Origin of the sequence: Planococcus sp. CPCC 101016 (assembly GCF_007859295.1) — a bacterium.
Classification (GTDB): Bacteria; Bacillota; Bacilli; order Bacillales_A; family Planococcaceae; genus Planococcus.
On record NZ_VOHB01000006.1, the window covers coordinates 79,372 to 104,636 of the forward strand.

28 protein-coding genes and 1 tRNA gene are annotated in these 25,265 nt (G+C 45.2%); 1 reads left to right on the forward strand and 28 read right to left on the reverse strand.

Features of this window, described 5'->3' with window-relative positions:
- Positions 1 to 269 precede the first annotated feature (269 nt).
- The 10 genes from eno to FQV26_RS16855 all read right to left on the reverse strand — a co-directional run bounded on the left by eno (position 270) and on the right by FQV26_RS16855 (position 9,349).
- A complete protein-coding gene (gene eno / locus FQV26_RS16810) occupies positions 270 to 1,565 on the reverse strand; it encodes a phosphopyruvate hydratase (protein WP_146559010.1) in 1,296 nt (431 codons plus the stop codon).
- 16 nt (positions 1,566 to 1,581) lie between these two features.
- Positions 1,582 to 3,114 carry a 2,3-bisphosphoglycerate-independent phosphoglycerate mutase gene (gene gpmI, locus FQV26_RS16815; protein ID WP_146559012.1) on the reverse strand — a complete coding sequence of 511 codons (1,533 nt, stop codon included), beginning with the start codon at positions 3,112 to 3,114 and terminating at the stop codon, positions 1,582 to 1,584.
- On the reverse strand, positions 3,107 to 3,868 hold the full coding sequence (tpiA, locus tag FQV26_RS16820; protein WP_146559014.1) for a triose-phosphate isomerase: 762 nt from the start codon (positions 3,866 to 3,868) through the stop codon (positions 3,107 to 3,109). The genes gpmI and tpiA overlap by 8 nt, the downstream gene beginning before the upstream one ends.
- Before the next feature lie 28 nt (positions 3,869 to 3,896).
- On the reverse strand, positions 3,897 to 5,081 hold the full coding sequence (locus FQV26_RS16825) for a phosphoglycerate kinase (RefSeq protein ID WP_146559016.1): 1,185 nt from the start codon (positions 5,079 to 5,081) through the stop codon (positions 3,897 to 3,899).
- Between the two features lie 110 nt (positions 5,082 to 5,191).
- Entirely contained in the window at positions 5,192 to 6,199 is a 1,008-nt protein-coding gene (gene gap, locus FQV26_RS16830) for a type I glyceraldehyde-3-phosphate dehydrogenase (RefSeq protein ID WP_146559018.1), read from the reverse strand.
- On the reverse strand, positions 6,200 to 7,243 hold the full coding sequence (locus FQV26_RS16835) for a sugar-binding transcriptional regulator (RefSeq protein ID WP_146559020.1): 1,044 nt from the start codon (positions 7,241 to 7,243) through the stop codon (positions 6,200 to 6,202).
- 107 nt (positions 7,244 to 7,350) lie between these two features.
- On the reverse strand, positions 7,351 to 7,581 hold the full coding sequence (locus FQV26_RS16840) for a glutaredoxin family protein (protein ID WP_146559022.1): 231 nt from the start codon (positions 7,579 to 7,581) through the stop codon (positions 7,351 to 7,353).
- 96 nt (positions 7,582 to 7,677) lie between these two features.
- Positions 7,678 to 8,463 (reverse strand): TPM domain-containing protein, encoded by a 786-nt coding sequence (locus FQV26_RS16845; protein ID WP_186760028.1) that lies wholly within the window; start codon positions 8,461 to 8,463, stop codon positions 7,678 to 7,680.
- Positions 8,460 to 9,044, reverse strand: coding sequence for a LemA family protein (locus tag FQV26_RS16850; protein ID WP_146559024.1), 585 nt, complete (start codon positions 9,042 to 9,044; stop codon positions 8,460 to 8,462). The genes FQV26_RS16845 and FQV26_RS16850 overlap by 4 nt, the downstream gene beginning before the upstream one ends.
- A gap of 233 nt (positions 9,045 to 9,277) precedes the next feature.
- A tRNA-Arg gene (locus FQV26_RS16855) sits at positions 9,278 to 9,349 on the reverse strand.
- Between the two features lie 172 nt (positions 9,350 to 9,521).
- Between FQV26_RS16855 and clpP the strand changes: the two genes are divergently transcribed.
- The gene (gene clpP / locus FQV26_RS16860) at positions 9,522 to 10,133 is read left to right on the forward strand and encodes an ATP-dependent Clp endopeptidase proteolytic subunit ClpP (RefSeq protein ID WP_146559026.1); all 612 of its coding nucleotides are present in this window, start codon (positions 9,522 to 9,524) and stop codon (positions 10,131 to 10,133) included.
- A 51-nt stretch (positions 10,134 to 10,184) separates the two neighbouring features.
- On the opposite strand, the gene FQV26_RS16865 is transcribed toward clpP, so the two are convergent.
- The 18 genes from FQV26_RS16865 to FQV26_RS16950 all read right to left on the reverse strand — a co-directional run bounded on the left by FQV26_RS16865 (position 10,185) and on the right by FQV26_RS16950 (position 25,265).
- The gene (locus FQV26_RS16865) at positions 10,185 to 10,442 is read right to left on the reverse strand and encodes an HPr family phosphocarrier protein (RefSeq protein WP_146559028.1); all 258 of its coding nucleotides are present in this window, start codon (positions 10,440 to 10,442) and stop codon (positions 10,185 to 10,187) included.
- 53 nt (positions 10,443 to 10,495) lie between these two features.
- A complete protein-coding gene (gene whiA, locus FQV26_RS16870; protein ID WP_146559030.1) occupies positions 10,496 to 11,446 on the reverse strand; it encodes a DNA-binding protein WhiA in 951 nt (316 codons plus the stop codon).
- Positions 11,447 to 11,469: 23 nt separating this feature from the next.
- Positions 11,470 to 12,465 carry a gluconeogenesis factor YvcK family protein gene (locus tag FQV26_RS16875; RefSeq protein ID WP_146559032.1) on the reverse strand — a complete coding sequence of 332 codons (996 nt, stop codon included), beginning with the start codon at positions 12,463 to 12,465 and terminating at the stop codon, positions 11,470 to 11,472.
- A gap of 4 nt (positions 12,466 to 12,469) precedes the next feature.
- Positions 12,470 to 13,351 carry an RNase adapter RapZ gene (gene rapZ / locus FQV26_RS16880; protein ID WP_146559034.1) on the reverse strand — a complete coding sequence of 294 codons (882 nt, stop codon included), beginning with the start codon at positions 13,349 to 13,351 and terminating at the stop codon, positions 12,470 to 12,472.
- Entirely contained in the window at positions 13,344 to 13,829 is a 486-nt protein-coding gene (locus FQV26_RS16885; protein WP_146559036.1) for an NUDIX domain-containing protein, read from the reverse strand. The genes rapZ and FQV26_RS16885 overlap by 8 nt, the downstream gene beginning before the upstream one ends.
- 205 nt (positions 13,830 to 14,034) lie before the next feature.
- The gene (trxB, locus tag FQV26_RS16890) at positions 14,035 to 14,997 is read right to left on the reverse strand and encodes a thioredoxin-disulfide reductase (protein ID WP_146559038.1); all 963 of its coding nucleotides are present in this window, start codon (positions 14,995 to 14,997) and stop codon (positions 14,035 to 14,037) included.
- Between the two features lie 69 nt (positions 14,998 to 15,066).
- Complete coding sequence (locus FQV26_RS16895; protein ID WP_146559040.1) at positions 15,067 to 16,590, reverse strand: tetratricopeptide repeat protein; 1,524 nt, start codon at positions 16,588 to 16,590, stop codon at positions 15,067 to 15,069.
- An 81-nt stretch (positions 16,591 to 16,671) separates the two neighbouring features.
- Positions 16,672 to 17,298 carry a bifunctional phosphoribosyl-AMP cyclohydrolase/phosphoribosyl-ATP diphosphatase HisIE gene (hisIE, locus tag FQV26_RS16900; protein WP_146559042.1) on the reverse strand — a complete coding sequence of 209 codons (627 nt, stop codon included), beginning with the start codon at positions 17,296 to 17,298 and terminating at the stop codon, positions 16,672 to 16,674.
- The gene (gene hisF / locus FQV26_RS16905; protein ID WP_146559044.1) at positions 17,295 to 18,047 is read right to left on the reverse strand and encodes an imidazole glycerol phosphate synthase subunit HisF; all 753 of its coding nucleotides are present in this window, start codon (positions 18,045 to 18,047) and stop codon (positions 17,295 to 17,297) included. The genes hisIE and hisF overlap by 4 nt, the downstream gene beginning before the upstream one ends.
- The gene (hisA, locus tag FQV26_RS16910) at positions 18,041 to 18,769 is read right to left on the reverse strand and encodes a 1-(5-phosphoribosyl)-5-[(5-phosphoribosylamino)methylideneamino]imidazole-4-carboxamide isomerase (protein ID WP_146559046.1); all 729 of its coding nucleotides are present in this window, start codon (positions 18,767 to 18,769) and stop codon (positions 18,041 to 18,043) included. The genes hisF and hisA overlap by 7 nt, the downstream gene beginning before the upstream one ends.
- The gene (gene hisH / locus FQV26_RS16915) at positions 18,762 to 19,391 is read right to left on the reverse strand and encodes an imidazole glycerol phosphate synthase subunit HisH (RefSeq protein ID WP_146559048.1); all 630 of its coding nucleotides are present in this window, start codon (positions 19,389 to 19,391) and stop codon (positions 18,762 to 18,764) included. Before hisH ends, hisA begins: the two co-directional genes overlap by 8 nt.
- The gene (gene hisB, locus FQV26_RS16920) at positions 19,388 to 19,975 is read right to left on the reverse strand and encodes an imidazoleglycerol-phosphate dehydratase HisB (RefSeq protein ID WP_146559050.1); all 588 of its coding nucleotides are present in this window, start codon (positions 19,973 to 19,975) and stop codon (positions 19,388 to 19,390) included. Before hisB ends, hisH begins: the two co-directional genes overlap by 4 nt.
- Complete coding sequence (hisD, locus tag FQV26_RS16925; protein WP_146559052.1) at positions 19,972 to 21,255, reverse strand: histidinol dehydrogenase; 1,284 nt, start codon at positions 21,253 to 21,255, stop codon at positions 19,972 to 19,974. The genes hisB and hisD overlap by 4 nt, the downstream gene beginning before the upstream one ends.
- On the reverse strand, positions 21,252 to 21,878 hold the full coding sequence (gene hisG / locus FQV26_RS16930; RefSeq protein ID WP_146559054.1) for an ATP phosphoribosyltransferase: 627 nt from the start codon (positions 21,876 to 21,878) through the stop codon (positions 21,252 to 21,254). Before hisG ends, hisD begins: the two co-directional genes overlap by 4 nt.
- On the reverse strand, positions 21,878 to 23,035 hold the full coding sequence (locus FQV26_RS16935) for an ATP phosphoribosyltransferase regulatory subunit (RefSeq protein ID WP_146559056.1): 1,158 nt from the start codon (positions 23,033 to 23,035) through the stop codon (positions 21,878 to 21,880). Before FQV26_RS16935 ends, hisG begins: the two co-directional genes overlap by 1 nt.
- Before the next feature lie 132 nt (positions 23,036 to 23,167).
- Positions 23,168 to 23,680 carry an acyltransferase gene (locus FQV26_RS16940; RefSeq protein WP_146559058.1) on the reverse strand — a complete coding sequence of 171 codons (513 nt, stop codon included), beginning with the start codon at positions 23,678 to 23,680 and terminating at the stop codon, positions 23,168 to 23,170.
- Complete coding sequence (gene ppaX, locus FQV26_RS16945; RefSeq protein ID WP_146559060.1) at positions 23,677 to 24,333, reverse strand: pyrophosphatase PpaX; 657 nt, start codon at positions 24,331 to 24,333, stop codon at positions 23,677 to 23,679. The genes FQV26_RS16940 and ppaX overlap by 4 nt, the downstream gene beginning before the upstream one ends.
- A complete protein-coding gene (locus FQV26_RS16950) occupies positions 24,330 to 25,265 on the reverse strand; it encodes a nucleoside recognition domain-containing protein (RefSeq protein ID WP_146559062.1) in 936 nt (311 codons plus the stop codon). Before FQV26_RS16950 ends, ppaX begins: the two co-directional genes overlap by 4 nt.

Consider the following 25,265-nt stretch of genomic DNA (forward strand, 5'->3'; position numbering starts at 1 on the left):
GACACGCTATCCCGCAGGAGTCACCGCCTTGCACTCTTTCTTCAAAGCATCAACTAACAACTCATAGCAAATTAAAAAAGAATCACAGTTACAAATAGGATATGTAGCAAATCAGCGGAGACTCCCGCGGGAGCAGCGCAGCGACATGCAAGAAATCCACTCGGGCATCCAGCCCGAGTTAGTTCGGCGCAAGCCCGCAGGATAGCAGAGCTTATTTGCGAAATATCCACTGCAACCTATATGATTTAAAAAGCACTTGAACTCATGGGTTATTTTTTCAAGTTGTAGAAAGTTTTCAGACCCAAATATTGACCTGTTTCAAATAACTGATCTTCGATGCGCAATAACTGGTTGTATTTCGCAACGCGGTCAGTACGTGATGGAGCACCTGTTTTGATCTGCCCAGCATTTGTTGCAACAGCGATATCTGCAATTGTAACATCTTCAGACTCACCAGAACGGTGGCTGATTACTGCTGTGTATCCTGCACGTTTCGCCATTTCGATCGCATCGAAAGTCTCTGTCAATGTACCGATTTGGTTAACTTTGATCAAGATTGAGTTGCCGATGCCTTCTTCGATTCCTTGAGCCAATTTCTTCGTGTTTGTAACAAATAGATCGTCTCCAACCAATTGTACGCGGTCGCCAATTCGTTCAGTCAGTAATTTATGTCCAGCCCAGTCGTTTTCATCCAATCCATCTTCAATTGAAATGATCGGGTATTTATTGCAAAGTTCTTCGTACCAGTCAACCATTTCAGCAGATGTTTTCACTGTATTGTCTCCTGGCAAGTTGTAAACGCCTTTTTCTTTGTCATAGATTTCAGAAGAAGCGACATCCATTGCCAATAATACGTCAGTGCCAGCTTTGTAGCCCGCTTTTTCAATTGCTTCCAAGATGGTAGTCAAAGCTTCTTCGTTCGAACCTAGGTTTGGAGCAAATCCGCCTTCGTCCCCAACAGAAGTGTTATAGCCTTTTTCTTTCAATACGGATTTTAGGTTATGGAAGATTTCTGCCCCCATCTGAACCGCTTCACGGAAGGATTCTGCTCCAACTGGCATTACCATGAATTCCTGGATGTCCACGTTGTTGTCAGCATGTTCGCCGCCGTTCAAGATGTTCATCATTGGAACCGGTAATTGTTTTGCGTTAAAGCCGCCCAAGTATTGGTAAAGTGGGATATCCAGATAGTCAGCTGCAGCGTATGCAACAGCCAATGAAACTCCTAAAATTGCGTTAGCGCCTAAACGGCCTTTGTTTTCTGTTCCGTCCAATTCGATCATCGCGTTATCGATTGATACTTGGTCAAGCACTGAGTATTTTTCCTCTAACGCTTCCGCAATTTCAGTATCAACAAACTCTACTGCTTTTAATACGCCTTTTCCTAAGAAACGGCTCTTATCTCCATCGCGAAGCTCCACTGCTTCGTGTTCGCCTGTAGAAGCGCCTGAAGGTACGATTGCGCGGCCAAATGCACCGCTTTCTGTGAATACTTCAACTTCGATAGTTGGGTTTCCTCGTGAATCTAATACTTCGCGTGCTTGAATTTGTGTGATAATTGGCAATTAAAACAGCTCCCTTTTAATATAATGGTTTTCCTGTCATTTCAATCGGTTGTTGAATATCCAGCATTTTTAAGATTGTTGGTGCTAAGTCGGCTAATATGCCGTCTTTTCGAAGGACATGATTTGATTTCGTCAAAATTACCGGTACTTGATTGGTCGTATGTGCGGTCATCGGCAAACCTTCTACCGTACGTACTTCATCTGCATTGCCATGATCAGCCGTAATTAATGCCGAACCGCCTTGAGCATGAAGTGCATCCACAATACGTCCCAAACATTCATCCACCACTTCAATAGCGCGGATAGTCGGTTCCAGTAAACCGCTGTGGCCTACCATGTCGGGATTGGCGAAGTTCAAAATGATGGCATCGTGTGCCCCTGCTTCAATCTGTTCCACTAAGCGGTCTGTCACTTCGTAAGCACTCATTTCAGGTTGCAGATCGTAAGTTGCAACTTTCGGTGAAGCCACAAGAATACGGTCTTCGCCTGGAAAGACCTCTTCGCGTCCCCCACTCATAAAGAAGGTGACATGCGGATATTTTTCAGTTTCCGCAATCCGTAATTGAGTCAACCCATTGGCAGAAACCACTTCGCCGATCGTATTTTCCAGGTTCAATGTTTCAAATGCCACTCGCGTCGGCAAATCCTCACTATACGAGGTAAACGTGATATAGCTCAAGTCTGTCGGATGCTTAGCACTTAACGGGAAACCGGTAAAGTCTTCACGGATAAATGCGGCAGTCAATTGAATCGAGCGATCCGGACGGAAGTTGAAGAAAATCAGGGAATCGCCTGAATCGATTGTCGCCACTGGCTTACCGTCTTCAACAATTGCAAATGGGATCACAAATTCATCTGAAACATCCTGGTCATAGGAATACGTGATACCGGCATTTGCTGATGGAGCCGTTCGGCCGACGCCGTCCACTAATACACGATAAGCCAAATCGGCACGTTCCCAGCGTTGGTCACGGTCCATTGCATAATAGCGTCCGCTGATTGATGCAAACTTACCGACACCGATTTCTTTCATTTTCTGCTCGGCCTCTTCTACATATTTAAGCGCAGTTCGTGGACCAACGTCCCGGCCATCTAGAAAACCGTGGACATAGACTTCAGTCAATCCTTGTTGCTTCGCCAGTCTCAATAAGGCAAAAAGATGCTCATAATGACTGTGTACGCCGCCATCGGACAATAACCCTAAAATATGAAGAGCCTTGCCGCGGCTTTTCGCATTGCCTACCGCTTCAAGAAAAGCAGCATTTTCATAAAAATCGCCTTCGCGAATCGACTTATTGATGCGCGTCAGGTTTTGGTAAACAATTCGGCCAGCGCCGATGTTCAAATGGCCTACTTCAGAATTACCCATTTGGCCATCCGGCAAACCGACAGCTTCTCCAGAAGCAGTCAGCAATTCATGCGGATAGGTCTCCCATAGGCGATCGAAATTCGGCTTGTTAGCTTGTGCCACAGCATTACCGAAAGTCTCTTTGCGGCAGCCGAATCCATCTAAGATGATCAATGCCGCTGGATGTTCGGTTTTACGCATGTGAACCAGCCTCCAACAATTTAACAAAAGATTCGGCTTCTAAGCTTGCGCCTCCAACCAAAGCTCCGTCAATATGCTCCATTCCCATTAATTCATCGATATTAGCAGGTTTCACGCTGCCGCCGTATTGAACGCGAAGCTGCTCAGCTGCTTGGTCGTTGTACAACGCTGCCACTTTTTTGCGGACGATTCCGCAGACTTCGTTAGCGTCTTCAGCAGTAGCAGTTTTCCCCGTACCGATTGCCCAAATAGGCTCATAAGCAATAACCAATTGAGCGATCTGTTCTTCAGTCAAACCGGAAATCCCTTTTTCTACTTGTGCTTCGACAACCGTACCGGTTTCGCCATTTTCACGATGCTCCAATGTTTCCCCAACACATAGGATCGGGATCAAACCGTGATTGAAAGCCGCTTTAACTTTCTGGTTTGCCGATTCGTCAGTTTCGTTGAAGTACTGGCGGCGTTCTGAATGGCCAATGATGACATATTTAACACCAATATCCGTTAATTGAACAGGGCTGATTTCCCCAGTAAATGCACCTTCGTCTTCTGAAGACATGGTTTGTGCTCCAATTTGAAGCGGGCTATTTTCTGCAGAAACGACCAGCTGCGTCAAGAACAGCGCCGGTGCGCAAATGACCGCATCCAATTTTTCAGAATCAGGTACCAGACCGTTTACTTCTTCGATAAATTGTTTTGCCTCTGTTGCTGTTTTATACATTTTCCAGTTTCCTGCAATAATGGGTTTTCTCACAAAAGCACTCCCTTTCAACTCAATTGTTTTACTTGTCGGTTAATGCACTTACACCCGGCAAGTCTTTGCCTTCCATAAACTCCAGGGAAGCGCCGCCGCCTGTAGAGATGTGGTCCATTTTATCGGCCACATGGAATTTTTCAACAGCCGCTGCTGAATCTCCGCCGCCAATTACGGTGTACCCTGAAGTTTCTGCCATTGCCTGTGCAATAGACTTTGTCCCATTTTCGAATGATGGCATTTCAAAGACGCCCATAGGTCCATTCCAAATGATCAATTTCGAGTTTTTAATGACATCTGCATACAACTTCACAGTTTCAGGACCAATATCCAATCCTTCCCAATCTGAAGGGATTTCCTGGATGTTGACGTTTTTCTTATCAGCATCATTAGAGAACTCACTCGCCACTGTAGCATCGATCGGCAGATAAAGTTTGACGCCTTTTTGCTCTGCTTTTTCAATGAACGATTTAGCCAATTCCAATTTATCTTCTTCTACAAGAGAATTTCCAATTTCAAAGCCTTGCGCTTTGATAAAGGTGTAGGAAAGTCCCCCGCCAATCAATAAATTATCGACCTTGTCCAATAAATGATCGATTACACCGATTTTGTCTTTCACTTTAGCGCCGCCGATAATTGCCGTAAATGGACGCTCAGGTTCTGATAATGCTTTGCCCAGCACATCAAGCTCTTTTTCCAATAATAGACCTGACACAGCCGGCAAGTGGCTTGCAATGCCTGCAGTAGAAGCATGCGCACGGTGAGCTGCTCCGAATGCATCGTTAACAAAAACATCTGCTAGCGCAGCAAATGCTTTTGCCAGCTCTTGGTCATTTTTTTCTTCGCCTGCGTGGAAACGGACATTTTCAAGCAGAATGATATCGCCTTCCTGCATCGCTGAAATCTCCTGTTCGACTTTTTCGCCGATGGATTCGTCAAGGCTCTTTACTTCTTTATGTAACAATTCTCCCAACCGGACGCCTGTTGCAGCGAGTCTCATGTCCTCATTGACCTGTCCTTTTGGACGGCCCAAGTGGCTGGCCAAAATCACTTTTGCGCCTTGCTCGATCAAGTATTGAATGGTCGGTACAGCTGCGCGGATTCTTGTATCGTCCGTCACTTTTGCATCTTCCATCGGCACATTGAAATCGACTCGGCAAAATACACGTTTTCCTTTCAAATCCAAATCTTTCATGGTCATTTTCTGCTGCATGAAAATACCTCCTATTTGTATTCAAAAAAATAAGGGACGGGGTATGTCCCCGCCCCTTTTACCCTCTTTTATTATAGAGGTTCATTGGTAATTAAGCTATGATTTTAGGATTACAATCCTGTTTTGTACATATGCAATGCAAGGTCGATACAACGGCCTGAGTAGCCAGATTCGTTGTCATACCATGCAAGTACTTTAACCATGTTATCGCCAAGTGCCATTGTTGATAAACCATCGACTGTAGAAGAAGCAGTGTTGCCGTTATAGTCTTTTGAAACCAATGGAAGATCGCTGTATTCCAAGAAGCCCTTCAATTCGTTTTCAGTTGCTTCTTTCAAAGCATTGTTGACTTCTTCAACAGTAACTTTCTGCTCAAGATCAACTACTAAGTCGATCAATGAAACGTTTGATGTTGGTACGCGGATAGCCATTCCATCAATTTTGCCTTTCAATTCAGGCAATACTTGCGATACAGCTACTGCTGCTCCAGTTGTTGTCGGAATCATTGATTCTGCAGCTGCACGCGCACGACGGTAATCCTTGTGTGGAGAATCCAAAAGAATTTGGTCGTTTGTGTAAGAATGGATTGTTGTCATCATAGCGTGCTTGATGCCAAAACGATCGTTTAATACTTTAGAGATACCAGCTAAGCCGTTTGTTGTACAAGATGCATTTGAAACAACGTCATGCTCTTCAGGGTTGTAAGATTCATGGTTAACGCCCATAACAAGTGTTTTCATGCCATCTTTACCTGGTGCTGAAACGATAACTTTTTTCGCGCCTGCTTCGATGTGTTTTGAAGCTGAAGCTGCATCTGTGAAGAATCCAGTAGATTCAACAACGATATCAACGCCAAGATCTTTCCATGGAAGGTTTGCTGGGTCTTTTTCAGAGAATACGCGGATTGTTTTGCCGTTAACAACAATGTTGTCGCCTTCTGCTGAAACTTCAGCATCCAAAGTTCCGTGAATTGAATCGTATTTAAGAAGGTGTGCAAGCATTTTAGCGTCAGTCAAGTCATTTACTGCAACAACTTCCACTTCTTCGTTTGCCATTGCCCCACGAAATACGATGCGTCCAATACGTCCAAATCCGTTAATTGCTAATTTTAAAGTCATTTAATATTCCTCCAATTTTTTAATCAATTCGATAATCTTTCTTGCAGCGCCCTCGTCTGTGACCAGCACTGTCGGGTTTGGCGCATTTTTAAAATAAGATAAAATCGCTCTTGCTTTAGAACCCCCACCGGCAACTGCTAAAATAGTTGAAGCTTTTTGTACCTGCTTCAATTGAATCCCCGCTGTGCGGATGCGATAAACAATTTTTCCGTCTTTATCGAAATAATAGCCGAAAGCCTCACTAATCGCCCCACCAGAACGGATCTTTTCTACTTCTTCCAGAGAAGAGTGCCGGCGAACCGCCATCTCTTCCGCGTTGCCTATGCCATGGACCACTACATCAGTCTGATCATACAAGTCCATCATTTCCTTGATCACCGGCTCTTTCATCATCATTTCAAATGCTTCAGCGCTTAAGTGATCAGGCAAGTAAAGGGTTTTAAAGGAACCGCCTGTTTTTTCGGCAAAGGCAGCTGCAATCGTATTGGCTTGATGCAGGACATCTTCTCCCAGACCACCGCGGGCAGCGATGAATTGTAGTGCCCGATCGGGTTTGCCATTCGATAATTCTTTTGAAATAGCGGCCATCGTGCTGCCGCCAGTAACGGCTATTTTCTTATAGCGAGTAAATAACCCTTCCAGTAGACGTGCAGCTTCTTTGCCGATATGAGACTTCACTGCCGGGATTTCATCACTGTCCTGTGGCAAGATCACCACTTTCGAGATTCCGAGAATCGCCTGCAGTTGGACTTCCATATCCGTAAGTCCGGATATTTCACGTACGAAAACTTTCAGCTTGTCTAGCACTTCCGTTCCTTGCGATGTAACTGTCATGCCTGCTGTTTTCATTTGGATCAGTTGCTGATTGCGCAGCAAATCCGTTTCTTTTCTAATCTCACGCTCTGTTGCACCGGCAACTTCACATAATGTTCGCCTGCCGATTGGTTGTTCAAGGCTAATCGTTTGGAGTATCTGATAACGCTTTTTTAGGAGTTCGGACATTTCCGGCATCAGCTTTTGCTGAGCGGCAAATAATGCATCCATGCTTTCACTCCATTCTAGCTGGACGTTTTTTGTCCCATTAAATAATTTTGTGTCCCACTAAACTCATTCTACCTAATCATCCTTTTAATTGCAAACAAAAAGAAGCGTTAAGTTTCTAACGCTTCCAGTAATTCCACGTAACCGATATTGCCGTATAACAATACTTCATTGTCTTTTTCCAATACCGGAATCATCAGCATGTACTTTTCATGCAATGCCTCGTCGCTTTCGATATCGATTTCCCGATAAGTTAAAGGAAAATCTTCATTAACGAGTTCAATCATCAATTTGGCTTCATCGCAAAGCGGGCAATTGGAGCGTGTGTATAAAGTAAACATACTTTTCCTTCTTTCTATAGAGGTAGCATAAATTTACGCAAGCCTTGAAATCAAATTTAATTAACACAGAACACTTCAAAGTCACGATACGGAGACCTAAAAGCCTCGGCCTGCACCGCCTCCGCCGGATGAACCGCCTCCGCCTCCACGGAAACCACCACCGCCGCCGAAGCCGCCGCCTCCAAATCCACCGCCAAAACTTCCTGGTCCCATATAGAAACCGCGTCCTCTGCGTCTTGTACGGCCGCCGCCTTTGCCACCGCCGCCTCCGGTAATTAAGATAAGAATCGCTGATACAATCAGAATCGTCATAAATGGCGGAAGACCTTGTTCCTGTTGTTGAGGTGAAGAAGCCGCCTGGGGTTCTACCGGCTGTCCATTCCATTGATATTCAGCGGCCACTTCCTGGTAAAGCGCTTCATACAAATTTATGACGCCTTCACTGTAATTGTCTTGGCTTAAATAAGGAATGGCGTATTCATCCAGAATCCTTCCGACTTTGCCGTCCGGCAATGCGCCTTCCAGTCCATAGCCGATTTCCACGTAGATTTCCCGGTTATCTGGTTCATCAAGTGATAATACCACCAAAACACCATTGTTTTCCTCTTCTGATCCAACTCCATAATGGCGCAATGCCTCATTGGCATAACTCTCTATCGGTTCACCTTCAAGTGTCGGAATAACCAGCACCATGATTTGGGCAGTCGTGGCGTCTTCCAACCCACGACCCAATTCCCTCAATTCCTCTTTTTGCTGCTCCGAAAGAATTCCAACTTCATCCTGAATATAAAGATCGTTTGTCAGTTCCGGGAAGTCAGCTGCAAAGACATGCTCACTGCTTAACAGCAACAAGAAGCTTAAAAGCATCCATATGCGTTTCATTGTTCATCCTCATCGTTTCCAAAATTGACTTCGGGCACTTCAGAAGCGTCCGGATCTGCTTCAAAATATTCTTTCTCATCAAAACCAAAAACTCCCGCAATCATGTTTCCAGGAAAGCTTCTAACCTTGCGATTAAATTCAGAAACGCTTCCATTATAATCTTGTCTGGCTACCGCAATTCGATTTTCTGTCCCAGCCAGTTCATCCGAAAGCTGCTGAAAATTTTCGCTGGAACGAATTTCCGGATAATTTTCCACAACTACCAGCAAACGGCTTAATGCACCGCTTAGTTCCGCATCCGCTTCCGCTTGTTCACTGACTCCTTCAGCACCTGCTAAATTCGAACGGGCTTCCGTTACACTGTCAATAACGCTTTGTTCCTGATCAGCAAAGCCCTTAACTGTTTCCACCAAGTTTGGAATCAGATCCAGCCTGCGCTGCAATTGGTTCTCAATCTGCGCATAATGTTGGTTAACGTCCTCTTCGAGCTGCACGAAGCTGTTATAGCTCGGTACTAGAATGGCAGCAATGATTACGATAATGGCAATCACAATAATAATGGGAATCAATAATTTTCTCAAATACTCCACCTCTTCACTAATATGCAATACTAGTTATTTCCCTGTACAGCGGTTCTTTTAAACGTCTCTTTTTCTAGCAAGGCACGGAAGAAGGTCTTCTCCCGCCAGCTTAGCTATAAAAACCAGAAGAGCTATGTACGCTTCCCGCCTACTCTGTTCTTCTAAAAAATCACAAAATAAAACAGCACAGCCCATTCTGCCAGTTAAGGCAGAATGGGCTGTGCTGTTTTTTATGCCCTCGGAAGGAATCGAACCTCCATCTTAAGAACCGGAATCTTACGTGTGATCCATTACACTACGAGGGCGTTTTCTCTATTAGCGACTTTTCTATTATACAAAAATATTTTTATTTAATCAAGCTTCTTTTTTCAATACGTTAGATTTGACCTTCATTGACCATCATGTGTATGATAATAGTACAGCTGAGAGAACTTTCAGCATTGTATGCACATCACTTAATCGAGGAGGAACTATTCTATGAACTTAATTCCTACAGTAATTGAACAAACTAGCCGAGGCGAACGTGCTTATGACATTTACTCACGTTTGCTGAAAGACCGTGTCATTATGCTGGGCAGCGGCATTGATGATAATGTTGCAAATTCAATCGTGGCACAGCTCTTGTTCCTTGAAGCAGAAGATCCAGATAAAGATATTTCCATCTACATCAACAGCCCGGGCGGCAGCATTACTGCCGGTATGGCGATTTATGACACGATGCAATTTATCCGTCCGGATGTTCAGACCATCTGTATCGGTATGGCTGCTTCAATGGGAGCTTTCCTATTGGCAGCAGGAACAAAAGGCAAACGCCTTGCGCTTCCAAATGCCGAAGTTATGATTCACCAGCCTCTTGGCGGCGCTCAAGGCCAAGCAACTGAAATTGAAATTGCCGCGAAACGCATTCTTCACCTTCGCGAGAAATTGAACCAGATCCTTTCTGAACGTACAGGTCAGCCTATTGAAGTCATTTCAAAAGATACAGACCGCGATAACTTCATGACAGCAGAACGCGCGCTTGAATACGGCTTGATTGACCAAGTCATCACACGCAGCAAATTGCCTGAAGACCATAAAAAAGATATCTAAAACAAAAACTCACAGCCCCTCGGCTGTGAGTTTTTTTCTGAAAAATTATGATTACGCTTCTTGTTCGATGATCTCCGATAGGGCTTGGACCGCTTTTTCTTCATCCAATCCATCTGCAGAAATTTTAACTTCGGTACCTTTGCTGATAGCGAGGCTCATGATTCCCATAATGCTTTTCGCGTTTACTTTTTTATTGTCTTTTTCTAAATAGACATCTGCACTGTATCGGTTTGCTTCCTGAACAAATAAAGCTGCCTGCCTTGCTTGAAGACCTGTTTTTAATTGTACTTTCACCTGTTTTTCAACCATACATATCCTCCTCTGAAACTTATCTCTCTTATATCTGAAAGAACAGCCAAAAGTCAACGGCCGATCATTTCTCCTTTTCTCAACGATGCTGCAATCTCATCGATTTTCCGCAGCCGGTGGTTAACACCCGATTTGCTGACCGTACCACCAGATACCATTTCCCCCAACTCTTTTAGGGTCACGTCTTGATACTCTACCCGAAGTCGGGCAATTTCACGCAACCTTTCAGGCAATTGATCAATTCCGATTGCTTGATCGATAAAACGGATATTCTCAACCTGCCTTAAAGCGGCATCAATGGTTTTATTTAAGTTAGCGGTTTCACAATTGACTAACCGATTTACGCTGTTGCGCATATCCCGGATAATCCGAACATCCTCGAATTTCAATAAAGCGGAATGAGCACCCGTAATGCTTAAAAAATCAGCAATTTTTTCGGCTTCTTTCAGATAAGTCACAAACCCTTTTTTCCGTTCGATCGTTTTGCTGTTCAAATGGAACTCGTTCATCAATTCAACCAAGGAATCTGCATGGTCTTTATAAAGAGAGTAAATTTCCAAATGGTAGGATGAAGTTTCAGGATTGTTGACAGACCCTCCTGCCAAAAAAGCGCCTCTTAAATATGAACGCTTGCAGCAGTTCTTCTCGATCAGTGTCTTGACGATCTGATGTTGGAACTGGAAACCTTCCGTCAGAATTTCCAGCTCTTCAAGAACATGTTTGGCTCCTTCACGGATTCTGCAAATATAGATGTTGTTCTTTTTGAGGCGCATCTTTTTTCTGACGAGCAGCTCGACAGGATAGGCTTTGTAAAAACGTTTCAATAAGGTGTAGATGCGCCGGGCAATCGCCGCATTCTCAGTTTGAATATCTAAGCTTAACTGCCGGTTGGAAAATGACAAGGTGCCATTCATCCGGATCATTGCGGACAGTTCCGCCTTCCCGCAACAATCATCCACTTCTATTTGTGTCATTTCTTTTTTTGTTTCGGATGCAAAAGACAAAATTTATTCCCCCTTTCGAAGCCCTAGAAATAAAGCTGCTTCGAATCTTCACTGGCACGGCCACCAGCATACTCAAATAACCATTCTGCAACTTTCATGGGCTCGTGTCGCACAATTTCACCAAAGACATTTGCGATATCTTTTCTATGAACTTCAAGACCCATTTGCTGCAGCCGCTCTTCATCATATTCTACCGGCCAAGCCTTCTCTTTTTTATAACGCTCGGCAACAACTGGCGGCACCTGTACTTTATCAAGGAGAATGGCATCCAGAAAACTTTCGCCTACGTGGTCATAAAGTGCTTGAACATGGTCAGAGGCTGTATATCTATATGTTTCACCTGCTTGTGTCATTAAATTACAGATGTATATTTTCTTTGCTTTGGCAGCAACTACCGCCTTTTTAATATCTCTGACCAATAAATTCGGCAAAATACTGGTATAGAGAGAACCCGGACCGACCACAATGACATCTGCACTTTCAATTGCAGCTATGGTGGCAGGCAAAGTCTTTACATCATGAGGCTCAATGAAAACCCTTTTAATCGGCTGCAGATAAGCAGGAATTTTGGACTCCCCCTTAATAATAGTTCCGTCTTCCAATTCTGCATTAAGTGTGACGATTTGATTGGCCGCTGGTAAAACGGTGCCATTGACGCTCAGTACCCGGCTCATTTCACGGACTGCATGAGAAAAATCCCCTGTAATATCCGTCAAGGCGGCAAGCATCAAATTCCCCAGCGAATGTCCGTCAAGATCCAAAGAATGCTTAAAACGGTATTGGAACATCTCAGCAACTAAAGGTTCCGTATCCGATAATGCTGCAAGAACATTCCGAATGTCACCCGGAGGTGGAATATCCAAATCATTTCTTAAGCGGCCTGAACTTCCTCCGTCATCCGCCACGGTTACGATGGCTGTCAAATCCAAAGGATACAGTTTCAATCCACGCAAAAGTGTGGAAAGTCCGGTGCCGCCGCCTAAAATAACGACGCGTTTCCGGTGCTGATTGCGTTCCATGCACTCAATCCTTTCTTATTTTGACATCCCTGTGAGTGATGATGACTTTATTGTTTTCTCCCAACAGTTTTCCATAGTATTCAGCAAGCGTGACTGAACGGTGCTGGCCGCCTGTACAGCCGAATGCGATGACCAACTGGGCTTTTCCTTCGTTTTTGTACTGTGGAATCATAAACTGCAAGAGATCGGTCAATTTTTCCAGAAGAATCTGCGTCTCCTGCCATTTCAATACATAGCTTGATACCCGTTCATCAAGACCGGATAAGGGATTCAATTCTGGGATATAGTAGGGATTCGGCAAAAATCGGACATCAAACACCAAATCAGCATCGATTGGCATGCCGTGCTTGAAGCCAAAAGACATCACATTAACCGTAAAGACATTGCTGGTCTTCGAGGAAAAATCCGCATTGATTCTTTCTTTCAGCTGCCGTGGCGTCATATCTGAAGTATTGTATATAAATTGTGCTCTTCCTTGGAGATCGCTCAGCATATCGCGTTCTTTTTTAATGCCGCCCAATACTAATCCGCCTGGCGACAGCGGATGGGATCTTCTGGTTTCTTTATATCGGCTTACCAATGTCTGGTTTTCCGCATCCAGAAACAGAACTGTGATGGAGACGTTCGGTTCCTGCGACAAATGGTCGATTGCGTCCAAGAGGCTGTCAAAAAAGTCTCCTCCCCGCAAATCCATAACTGCCGCTACCCGCTTCATCGATTTCCCTGAATCTCTCATCAATTTAATAAAAGTAGGCAACAGTGCAGGAGGCAAATTATCAATCGTAAAAAACCCCAAATCTTCGAAGCTTTGAATTGCGACGGTTTTTCCTGCACCCGACATGCCTGTGATGATGATTAACTCTGTTTCTTCTTTACGGTTATCCATTCTGGTGGTTCACCTCTTCGATTGATGATTGGATGATTTCTTTGATCAGTTGAAATTCAGGCGTGTAATAGAAGGTGCCGTATTGAATTCCCGGATGATTAGCCGCAAATTGCAGATTGGTTCGGTCGCCTTCCGCCATCGGCAAAAATGCCAAATCTTCCACCGGATGCCATTCGAGCAAACCTTCAGTTGTTTCTTCGAATAAATCCCCAATCAGACTATTTGCCGCAAACGTGAACAACATCCATTCGTCCACAATTTGCTCGCCTTCCTGGATCATCATCGTATAGATTCCTTTTAAATGCGTACCGTTTGGGCTGGCGTTAGTTTCTTCCTTAAATTCACGGACAGCCGCTTCGTAAATCGACTCTCCTGATTCCATCTTGCCGCCAGGTGCTACGTACCAATCACGCCGCGGTTTCTTCAATAATAATACTTGTCCATCTTTGATAACTAATAAATTCGCGATTCGCTGCACATTCGACACTCCGCATCTATTGTAAACTTACTCCATTATACATCTATCCTGGCGTGTCATGCAAAAGAATGCAAAAAAAGAGGCCGTCTTTCGAGTTACTCGAAAAACGGCCCATCAAAACTTCATTTAAAAAAGGGGGTCAATTTACTCTTTTAACTATACCTCTTCTTCATGACAAGCACGTTACAAAATGATTAAGAAAAAATTAAGCTTGTGCTTTCATGCCAATTTTCTCTACCAGCTCTTCAATATAATGTTGTGCTGCCTGTGCTGCGATACTGCCGTCGCCTGTCGCTGTCACGACTTGGCGTAGTGTTTTGTCTCGAACATCACCGGCTGCATATATTCCAGGTACTTCCGTTTCCATCTTCTCATTAGTGACAATGTATCCTTCTTTGTTTAGAATGCCTAAGTTTGCAAATGGTTTTGTCAATGGAAGCATTCCGATATAGATGAAAACACCGTCTGCTTTAAACTCTTTTTCTCCACCGTCGTCGGTAGATACCAAAGTTACGCCACCGACTTTGCCATTGCCATCATCATGAATTTCTTTGACCGTATGACTCCAAATAAAGTCGATTTTGTCATTAGCAAATGCCCGGTCCTGAATGATTTTCTGTGCACGAAGCTCATCGCGCCTGTGGACGATGGTTACTTTGTCAGCGAAACGGGTTAGGTAAACCCCTTCTTCAACCGCTGAATCGCCTCCACCGACTACGACCAATTCTTTCTGTTTAAAGAAAGCTCCATCGCAGACTGCACAATAGCTAACGCCGCGGCCACCCAGTTCAGATTCACCAGGGATTCCCATTTTTTTGTATTCTGCACCGGTCGTCACGATAATGGCGCGCGTTTTGTATTCTTTGGATCCGGCTTTGATGGTTTTGAATTCTTCACCGTCAATCACTTCTGTTACATCTCCGTATGCGTATTCAGCACCAAATTTTTTCGCATGGTCGAACATCTTCGTTGAAAGATCCGGCCCCAAAATATGTTCAAATCCTGGATAGTTTTCAATTTCTTCCGTATTGGCCATCTGGCCGCCTGGAATACCGCGTTCTAACATTAATGTTGTCAAGTTCGCTCGGGAAGTGTAAACAGCGGCAGTCATGCCTGCTGGTCCTGCTCCAATAATAACTACATCATAAATTTTATTTGTCTCAGTCATAAGTATAGGCCTCCTAGTTCTCAGTAGCTAAATCGTATAAGATTACGGCAAAAGCTTCAACTATTATGCCTATAATTCGATAGCAGGCAAATAAGCAGCCACTTCTTTTAGGTATTTGGTCAAAGTGGCGACTGATATGCTGTACCGGTCTGCCATCTCTTTTTTTGTCGTCTTCTCACTTTTTGAAGATTTGTCCATATAGTCAATTGCAGCAGCCAATGCCCCCGGGTTCTTAAACGTATAATTTCGGTTGTATGCCTCTTCGACCAACAGGAACCACAATTGGAAAACCTCTGCTCTTTGTTGAGTCACCATCCCCTGCTGCGCATAAAGGAGCTCTGTAGCTTCCATCGCTCGCATGAATGCCAGTTCAGCCGGAATGGACTCTTTGAACGGATGGCCAAGGGCATATCCCAATACAAAAGTTTCCAAAACAGAGGGCTGGTCGGATGCCAGCCAATTAGGATGTGAGATAATCTCCTGTTTATGGGCTGACTTGCCAAGCAAAAACAAGCCGAATAGACGTTCACTTTTTTTCACATGATCCAGTTTTTTTACCAAATAATCCCGGTCATGCTCAAGCGCGTCCACGTGCGGCATCGCCGCATGATCGCTCCAAGGCTCATAGCCGTCTTTGCCGGGATCCATTTTTTTTAACTGATCCCATGCCTGACGCGAGGCCTCTTCATGGCCCGAGTGATAAGCGGCATGCGATAACCAGAAATAAAAAGCCGGATCTCCATCAAAGCCCCGCTTTTGAAGGCTTTTCAGCCAGCGATATGCTTCTTTGTATTTGCCAACCAGCGCAAAAGTAGCCCCCAGCTTATAGCGGTGCTCAAATACATAAGGCTGTATTTTTTTCAACAGCTCCAGGACGTCGTCTAACTCCGCATTCTTCTCATAATAATGGAAGACCGCCAAATTGCAGAGAGCATGCAGGTTGCCTGTGTTTCTACGCAAGACATCATGAAGCAGGGCTTTCGCCATTTCCGCTTCCCCGATATAAAAATAAGCGAGGGCCAGATTGTTATAAGCTCCCCAAAAATCCGTTTTTTCTTCGACCAGCTTTTCCAGCAGCTCGATGGCTTCAGCAAATTCACCCTGTTCCATCATTCGACGTGCTTTTTCCTGACGGTAATAGTATTCACTATCCTGTGCTTCCCCATCGTCGTCAAATAGCTGCCAGTCTTCTTGTTCTGCGAAATCCACGATTTCCATTGCTTCTGCTGCATATTTCCCTTGTGTTTCGTACACCAAGTATTTCTTAGCATATTTTCGCGCATCCCAAAACAAGCCCATATGTGCATGGACTTCTGCGAGGAAAAACAGGATATCGGGTTCTTTTGGATTCAGTTCATTTGCTGCATGCAGCGCGTCCATAGCCTGTTCGAACTCCTGCATTTCCATCAGCACGATGCCATATTGCGTCAGGATAAGCGGATCTTTCGGGCTTAGCTCTGTAGCACGACGCAAATACTTATGTGCTTTCGGATAATTTTCACGTTGAAGTTCTTTCAACGCTTTTCTGTAATAAAAATCCCCTGTCGGAATAAAAGACAGCACGTTCTTATAATTTCTTTTTTTATTCTCCAAAATATGCCTCCGAAAAAGTAATAGGAACGATTTAAATCGCTCCTATACTCAAATGTGCTGTAATTATAGCATATTTCCTTATTATTTACTTGTCGTTTTTGTAGCGTGGCGCTCTTTTAATACATCAACCACTTGGCTAAACTCCACTTTTTGTTCCTGCAGAAGCACTAATACGTGATAGAACAAATCAGCTGCTTCCATTGACAATTCCTCAGCATCCCGATTTTTCGCTGCAATGATGACTTCAGACGCTTCTTCGCCCACTTTTTTGCAGATTTTATCTACGCCTTCTTCAAACAGGTATGTTGTATACGCACCTTCAGGCATTTCTTCTTCCCGCTTTTTGATTAATGAAGTCAACTGCCCGAACATATCTCCTGGGGATTCATTGCGTTCTCCGTGGATGGTTTCAAAAAAGCAGCTGTCCTGGCCGGTATGACAGGCAGGCCCATTTGGAATCACTTCATAGATCAATGAATCGCCGTCGCAATCCAACCGGACCGCAGTCACTTGCTGGGTATTGCCGCTTGTCGCCCCTTTGTTCCACAATTCTTTGCGGCTTCTTGAATAAAGCCAGGTTTCATTGGTTTCCATCGTTTTTTGGACAGCTTCTTCATTGGCATAAGCCAAAGTCAACACTTCTTTTGTTTCAGCATTCTGAATAATGACGGGAATCAGCCCGTCTTGATCGTATTTTATCGTTGTCATCGGACATTCACTCCCTCTTTCCGCAAATACTCTTTTACTTCAGCCACACTGGTTTCTTTGTAATGGAAAATGGATGCGGCCAATGCTGCATCGGCATCCACTGCTTTAAAGACTTCGCTGAAATGTTCTTTATTGCCCGCACCGCCGCTGGCAATGACCGGCACTTCAACCGCTTCACGAACAGCTTGAGTCAGTTCCAGATCAAATCCATCTTTTGAGCCGTCTTTGTCCATACTGGTCAACAGCAGTTCGCCAGCTCCGAGCTCAACGCTCTTTTTCGCCCATTCAATGGCATTCCACCCGGTTTTGTTGCGCCCGCCGTGTGTATAGACGTCCCAACTCTCGCCGTTCTTCTTAGCGTCAATGGCTACGACGATACACTGGGAACCGAAAAAGTCGGCGCCTTCTTTGATCAATTCGGGACGGTCAAGCGCCGCCGTGTTCAGCGATACCTTATCAGCACCGGCACGAAGCATGCGTTTCATGTCTTCCAGGCTGCGGATGCCGCCGCCTACCGTAAAAGGAATCGACAGCTCCGTTGCAACAATTTTGACTACTTCAACCATCGTTTCTTTGCCTTCATGAGAAGCTGATATGTCCAAAAACACCAACTCGTCCGCTCCCTGTTTATCGTAAAAGCGTGCCAGTTCAACGGGATCTCCCGCATCACGAAGCGAAACGAAACTGATGCCTTTAACGACGCGCCCTTCTTTCACATCCAAACATGGAATGATGCGTTTTGTCAGCATGATAATGCCTCCTCCAAGGTAAACCTTTTTTCGTACAAAGCTTTACCTATGATCACACCTGCTATATTGCTTTGCGCAGAGGCTTCTTTAACCTTTAGAACATCCTCAAGTGAGCCGATCCCTCCTGAAACGATGATTTCTGCTTCTTCAGAATCAACTAAAATTTTATTGGCTTCGATATTCGGTCCGGCCAATGTACCGTCTGTCGCAATATCAGTGTAGATAAAATGCTTGGCTCCTTTAGAGGCAAAATAATTCGCCACTTCTGTCGCCGCCTGGCCAGATGTCTCAATCCAGCCTTCTGTCGCTGCCATGCCATTTTTAGCATCAATACCGATGACAATCTGTTCAGCACCGAATTCTTCGATAAAGGAAACGGCAAGTTCAGGATTGCGGATCGCTAAACTGCCGATGATCACCCGTGCAACACCGTTTGATAAATAATGCTGAATGTCTTCACGGGTCCGGATGCCGCCGCCTACTTGCACTCTGGCACCTAGCTTTGCAGCTTCGATGACAACTTGGTCATTGACCCGCACGCCGTCTTTAGCGCCGTCCAAATCGACCATATGTATCCACTGTGCTCCGGCTTCCACGAATTTCTTTGCCATTTCGACCGGCGAATCTCCGTAAATGGTCTCCTGGGCATAATCTCCTTGGAAAAGGCGTACGCATTTGCCATCCCTTAAATCGATGGCCGGATAAATCTGAAACTTAGTCATTTAGGTTCCTCCTGACATTTGCAATCCATTGCTCTAATAAATAATGGCCAAAATCGCCTGATTTTTCGGGATGAAATTGCATGCCCGTAATCAGTCCATTTCCAACCACTCCCGGAACATCCAGATTGCCATAGCTTGCTGTCGCCCAAACTTCTTCCTCTTTTGTGTTTACCGCTAAAAAGGAATGGACAAAATAAACGTGGGTATCGCTTAATACTTCATCCAGCCAATAGGGTACACGTGAAAACTCCAGACGGTTCCAACCCATATGCGGGATCCGGTACGTGCCTTTTTCAAACCGGCGTATTTGGCCACTCAATAATCCCAGGCCTCTGGTCGGTTTCACTTCTGAGCTGTCTTCATATAGTAATTGCATGCCGAGACAGATTCCAAGAAGCGGAATGTTTTTATCCGGCAGGGATTGGATAAATTCCGATAGCCTTTTTTGATTCAGCAATTCCATTGCATCCGGAAATGCCCCTACTCCCGGCAGAAGGATGCCCTCCGCTTCCAATAGGACAGCAGGATCGTCTGAGACGATAACTGTACATTCCAGTTTTTTCAACGCCTGTTCAACACTGAACAAATTGCCCATACCGTAATCGATGATGCCTATGATCATGTTAGCAGCCCCTTCGTCGATGGCACTCCTTTGACGCGCGGATCAATGCTAGTAGCCTCATCAAGCGCCCGCGCCAATGCTTTGAACACCGCCTCTATGATATGGTGTGTGTTTTTTCCATAATGAACGATGACGTGAACATTCATGCGTGATTCGAGCGCAAATTTCCAAAGAAATTCATGAACTAGCTCAGTATCGAAGGTTCCTACTTTCTCATTCGGAAGTTCACAGCGGAATTCCAGGTGCGGACGATTTGAACAATCGATGACCACTTGCGCCAACGCATCGTCCATTGGTACAAAAGCATTGCCGTAGCGGCGTATGCCTTTTTTGTCGCCGAGGGCTTCTTTTACAGCTTGTCCAAGCACGATGCCGATGTCTTCTGTCGTGTGGTGATCGTCGATATGAGTATCGCCATCCGCTTTGATATCGCCATTAAATAGACCATGCTTGATAAAGAGATCCAGCATATGGTCCATAAACGGCACTCCTGTATCAATTACCGATTGGCCTTCTCCATCCAATGAAAAATTTATGGCTATTTTGGTTTCATTCGTGTTTCGTTTAATTTCAGCTTGTCTCATTGCTCATTCCCCTTTTCCCACGACCGCGATTCCACTGCACGTGCATGCCCTTCTAAGCCTTCAAGACGCGCCAGACGGGCGATTTTATCTTTATTGCTTTGCCATGCCTGTTCGCTGTAGCGGACAATGCTGGTTCGTTTAATAAAATCATAAACAGATAACGCACTCGAAAAACGTGCCGTGCTGTTGGTCGGCAAGACGTGATTGGTCCCAGCAAAATAATCACCGATTGGCTCAGACGAATAGCGTCCAATAAAAATCGCACCTGCATGGCGGATTTTGTCCGCTACCGTTTCGGCATCTTCCGTCATGATTTCCAAATGTTCAGGAGCCAATTGATTGGCGGCTTCGATCAACTCTTCTATCGACTCTCCCAGATAAATCATGCCATGGTCCGCTATCGCTGCATTAGCAATCGCCTCACGCGGCAGACTCGCTACTTGCCGGTCCACTTCTTTAGAAACGGCCTCAGCCAAGCTTTTACTCGTAGTCAACAGAACTGCACTGGCCATTGGATCATGTTCTGCCTGTGACAGCAAATCTGCCGCCACTTCATCGGCGTATGCGGAGTCATCCGCTATTATGGCGATTTCACTTGGCCCTGCAATCATATCAATGGCGACATCGCCATTGACTTCACGCTTGGCCAAAGCCACGAAGATATTTCCGGGACCGGTAATTTTATCGACCGGCGCGATGGACTCTGTACCATACGCCAAAGCGGCTATAGCTTGGGCGCCGCCAGACTTGTAGACTTCCGCTATGCCCAGAATGTGAGCTGCTGCCAAAACGCCATCCGATAAAGTTCCATCTTTTCCTGGAGGTGAAATAAGCACGATGCGCGCAACGCCTGCGACTTGAGCAGGAATAACGTTCATCAGCACCGAGGATGGATAAGCGGCTGTTCCACCTGGCACATACAGACCAGCTGATTCGATAGCCGTGACGCGCTGAGCCACATATGAACCATCTTCATTGTCCTGACGGTATCCTGGCTGCTGCTGATTTTCATGATAACGTCGGATATTGGCCGCCGCTTCCGTCAAATCCTCCAACAATTGGCTATCAAAACGTGCAACAGCCTGCGCTATTTCTTCATCCGTTACACGCAGCGCTGACAATTGTGCACCGTCCCACTTTTCTGCGTAACGGAACATGGCTTGATCTCCATTATCCTTTACATCTTGAACAATGTCTTTTACTGCCCCAACCTGGTTCCCGGTTCCTTCCGCAATCGTTCTTCTTATAGAGATCCCCGACGATAAACGCGTTACTTTCATAAGCTCGCCTGCTTTCTCAACTTATCCACAAGTTCCGTAATGCGCTTTTGCTTCAAGCGATAACTTACCGGATTGGCAATCAAGCGCGATGTGATATCGACAATCTTCTCATATTCGACTAATCCATTTTCCTTCAGTGTTTTGCCTGTGGAAACGATATCTACGATTCGATCGGCCAAGCCGATCATCGGTGCCAGTTCAATCGAACCGTTCAATTCGATAATTTCGACTTGTTCGCCTTTGCCTCTATAATACTGTGAAGCTACTTTTGGATATTTGGTCGCGACGCGCGGCGTCACTTCATTCATCGGAGTGTTCGGCATACCGGCTGTTGCGATATAGCAGCGGCTGATTCCGAGGTCCAACAATTCATAGACATCCCGATCATGCTCGAGCATAACGTCTTTTCCAGCGATGCCGATATCCGCTACTCCATGTTCCACATAAGCCGGAACATCCATCGGTTTGGACAGGATAAAGCGAATATTTTCATTTGGCGCTTCGACAATCAGTTTACGCGAATCATCGAGTTCTTTTGGCAAGTCGTAACCAGCTTTCACCAATAACTCGTAAGCTTCCTCAAATATTCTGCCTTTCGGCATAGCAATCGTTAATGCATCCATCAGTTGGCACCTTCCAATCGTAGGACATTGCTGAAGTGTTTGCTGAATTCCTCAACAGCTCCAACAGCAGGAGCAAATTGCAGGGTCACGCGTACGCCTTGTAGTCGAAGCTTTTGTGCTTCATCGAACGCCTCGTCTTCATGCAGTTCATCAAATAGGATCAATGTATGTTCTTCCTGCTCGGAAACAGCAGAAATGATTTCCAGCAGGCGATCGACACGCAGTCCAAATCCGGTTGCACCGACCTGCAGCCCAAATTGCTTCATCAGGCCGTCATAGCGCCCGCCGTTTCCAAGCGAAAAGCCGCTCCCTGCTCCATAAACTTCAAATACCAATCCAGTGTAATAAGTCATGTGGCTGTTAAATGACAAATCATAAGTAACCGCATCGGCCAAACCACTGCGATCCAATATTTTTTTCAGTTTTTTCATGTCTTCGAATAACGCGGCTTGTCTGGCATTATGAGGGTCGATCCACTGCTGCCATTCTTCCACTGTAGAAGTTGACATCAAACCAATAAATGACTCCCATTGAGAAGGCGCTATGGTCAATTGCTTCGCCAAGCTTTCGAAGCCTACACTGTTCTTTGAAACGAAAGCGCTTCGCACTTTTTCTATTTGCGGCTGATCCAAACCGAAATCCTCAAGAATCAGCTGCAGCAATTGCGTATGGCCGATAACGAAGCGGCTGGATTTAACATCTAAATTCTTTAAAATATTCCAAGCCAAGATGATGACTTCTGCATCGGCATATAAGGAATTGTCCCCGATCAGCTCTACACCCATCTGCTCAAACTCAGCAGGACGTCCGCCTTCTCTTTTTTGGGCGCGAAAAACGTTTGAATAATAGCCGAGTCTTACGGGCATCTTTTCTTTCAATAACTTAGAGGCCGCAACACGGGCGATGGGTGACGTCATATCCGGACGCAAAACCAATGTTTCTCCTTGGCTATCGAGCAATTTAAAAAGTGCATTATCAGCGATCGCGGATATTTTGCCGATGGTTTCATAGTATTCCAAAGTTGGCGTCTGCAGCAGATCATAACCTGCCTGTTGAATCATCGTGGTGCCATTCGCGCGCAACTCGGCTTTCTTTTTTGCAATAAATGGAAAATCGTCTCTCATGCCTAATGGTTTCTCGAACATTTGTATGGTCATTCATAAAACTCCCTAATATTGGTTATTTTACTTTAGTTCGCTAATGTGGTGAAGTAATAATTATTTTAACGCAATTTTCCATCCATCGTCAAGAGATATACTCGAAAAAAATCCTGAAAGCAATGGATGCTTTCAGGATTTTGCTTGGCGCTCTGCCATTTGTTCAGCTGTATAAATGATGCTCATCGGATTTCCCCCGACAAAAGCTCCAGCTGGCACATCTTTATGGACGAGCGTGGCAGCGGAAACAATGGCGCCGTTTCCAATCGTGATGCCGGGCAAAATCGTGGTGTTTGCACCGATCATGACGCGGTCTCCGATGACCACATCGCCGAGCCGGTATTCATCTATTAAATATTCATGTGCAAGGATCGTCGTATTGTAACCGATTACCGAGTTACGTCCGACCACAATCTTTTCCGGAAACATGACATCCGGCATGACCATCAACGCAAAAGAGGAGTGCTCTCCTATTTTCATTTTGAGAAATGTTTTATACATCCAGTTTTTCATCGGCAAAAACGGCGTATACCTGGCTGTCTGAATCACCAGGAAATTCTTGGCGACCTTCCAAAAAGGTACAGTTTTGTAAATATGCCAAAGCGAATTCGGACCTTCCACAAAATGGCGTTGTGTGTTTCTCATTTTACAGCCTCTTTTGTCAGTTCCAGCAAATCGCTGATGTGCTGAAGCATATAGTCCGGGTTAAAGCCCGCCAAAAATTCTTCGCCTTTTGCAGCCCAAGCAACTCCTGCTGTACGAACTCCAGCATTTTTTCCGCCTTCGATGTCATGCGAGTTGTCGCCGATCATCAACGCTTCATCAACCGAAGCGCCTAACTGCTCCAATGCCAGATGCAAAGGTTCCGGATCTGGTTTTGGATTCGTGACATGGTCCAAGCCGACCAGTACATCGAAGACATCGCTAACGCCCATCAACTGAAGGCCATGGCGAATCGTTTCACTTCTCTTTGTCGATACAATCGCCATTTTAAGTCCTTGCGCCTTCAACAGACGCAGTGTTTCTGCAACGCCGTCGTATTCTTCCACCAACTCGTCATGCAAAGTCCGGTTGATGCTGCGGTACTGAGCTGTCAGCTCTTCTACACGATCCGGATCGATCGCCATAAACGTCTGTTCCAGTGAGGGACCGATAAAATGCAAGGCATCCTCCCGGTCAAAACGGCCCGGATAATGTTCATCCAGCACGGACAGGAAAGTCTGGATGATCAGTTCATTGGTATCCAGCAAAGTCCCATCAAAATCGAATAATAGCGTATTGATTTTTTTTACTGTCATGTAGAAAACACTTCCTTCTGTTTTTCTTCTGATTTACGCCACATATAGGAAACAAAGATTGTCAGTCCTAGAGCCGTAACCACACGAATTGCCAACAACGGCCATATTGGAATACCAAGCGGGATAAAAATAAGGGTATCTTCCACGATAGCATGGCAGGCCACCAAGAAAATAAACACCAATGTCGCATCCTTCTTACTGACGCCGTCTTCTTGCACCGCCTGTATCATTACTCCTGCTCCCATCGCCAGTCCGAAGATTAATCCGGAAGCAAGCGTCAAGGAAGCATTTTTCTCTACACCCAATAGGCGGGTCAATGGTCCGAGCATGGCGGATATTTTCTCCAAGTATTTTTTATCTTTCAGAATTTGAATCATGATCATCAATGGAATGACGATCATTGCCAATTGCAGCACACCGAATGAAGCTTTTTCCAGTCCAATCAGGAAGATCCCCATCCAATTTTCAGGTGCCGCAACTGCTTCAGGTGCGAAACCGTATTGCGCCACTTCACCCCCGCCTTTCCACAGCAGGTTAATGAAGATGGCCGATAGTCCGGCCAAACCGAAGCGTACAAACAGAACCACCCATAGTTTGACGCCAACTTTCAGCGCTACACCGGTTTCAATGAACAAATTATGCGAGAAAGAAAGCATGACGGCCAGAATAAAGACTTCTTTAACCGTCAAATCCAGTGACAGAATACCAGCTATTCCGGCATAGAGATTCAAGGCATTTCCCAAAACCAGCGGAATGGCTGCATCTCCGCTTAAACCAAATAAACCCATAATTGGCGCTACCAAATCGATGATGAATGGCAGAACCGGTGTATATTGAAGCATCGTGACGAGCAGGGTGATAGGAAAAATAATTTTCCCCAATGCCCAAGTCGTCTTCAGCCCAGCTTTCAATCCATTTTTCAGTGTCGACAT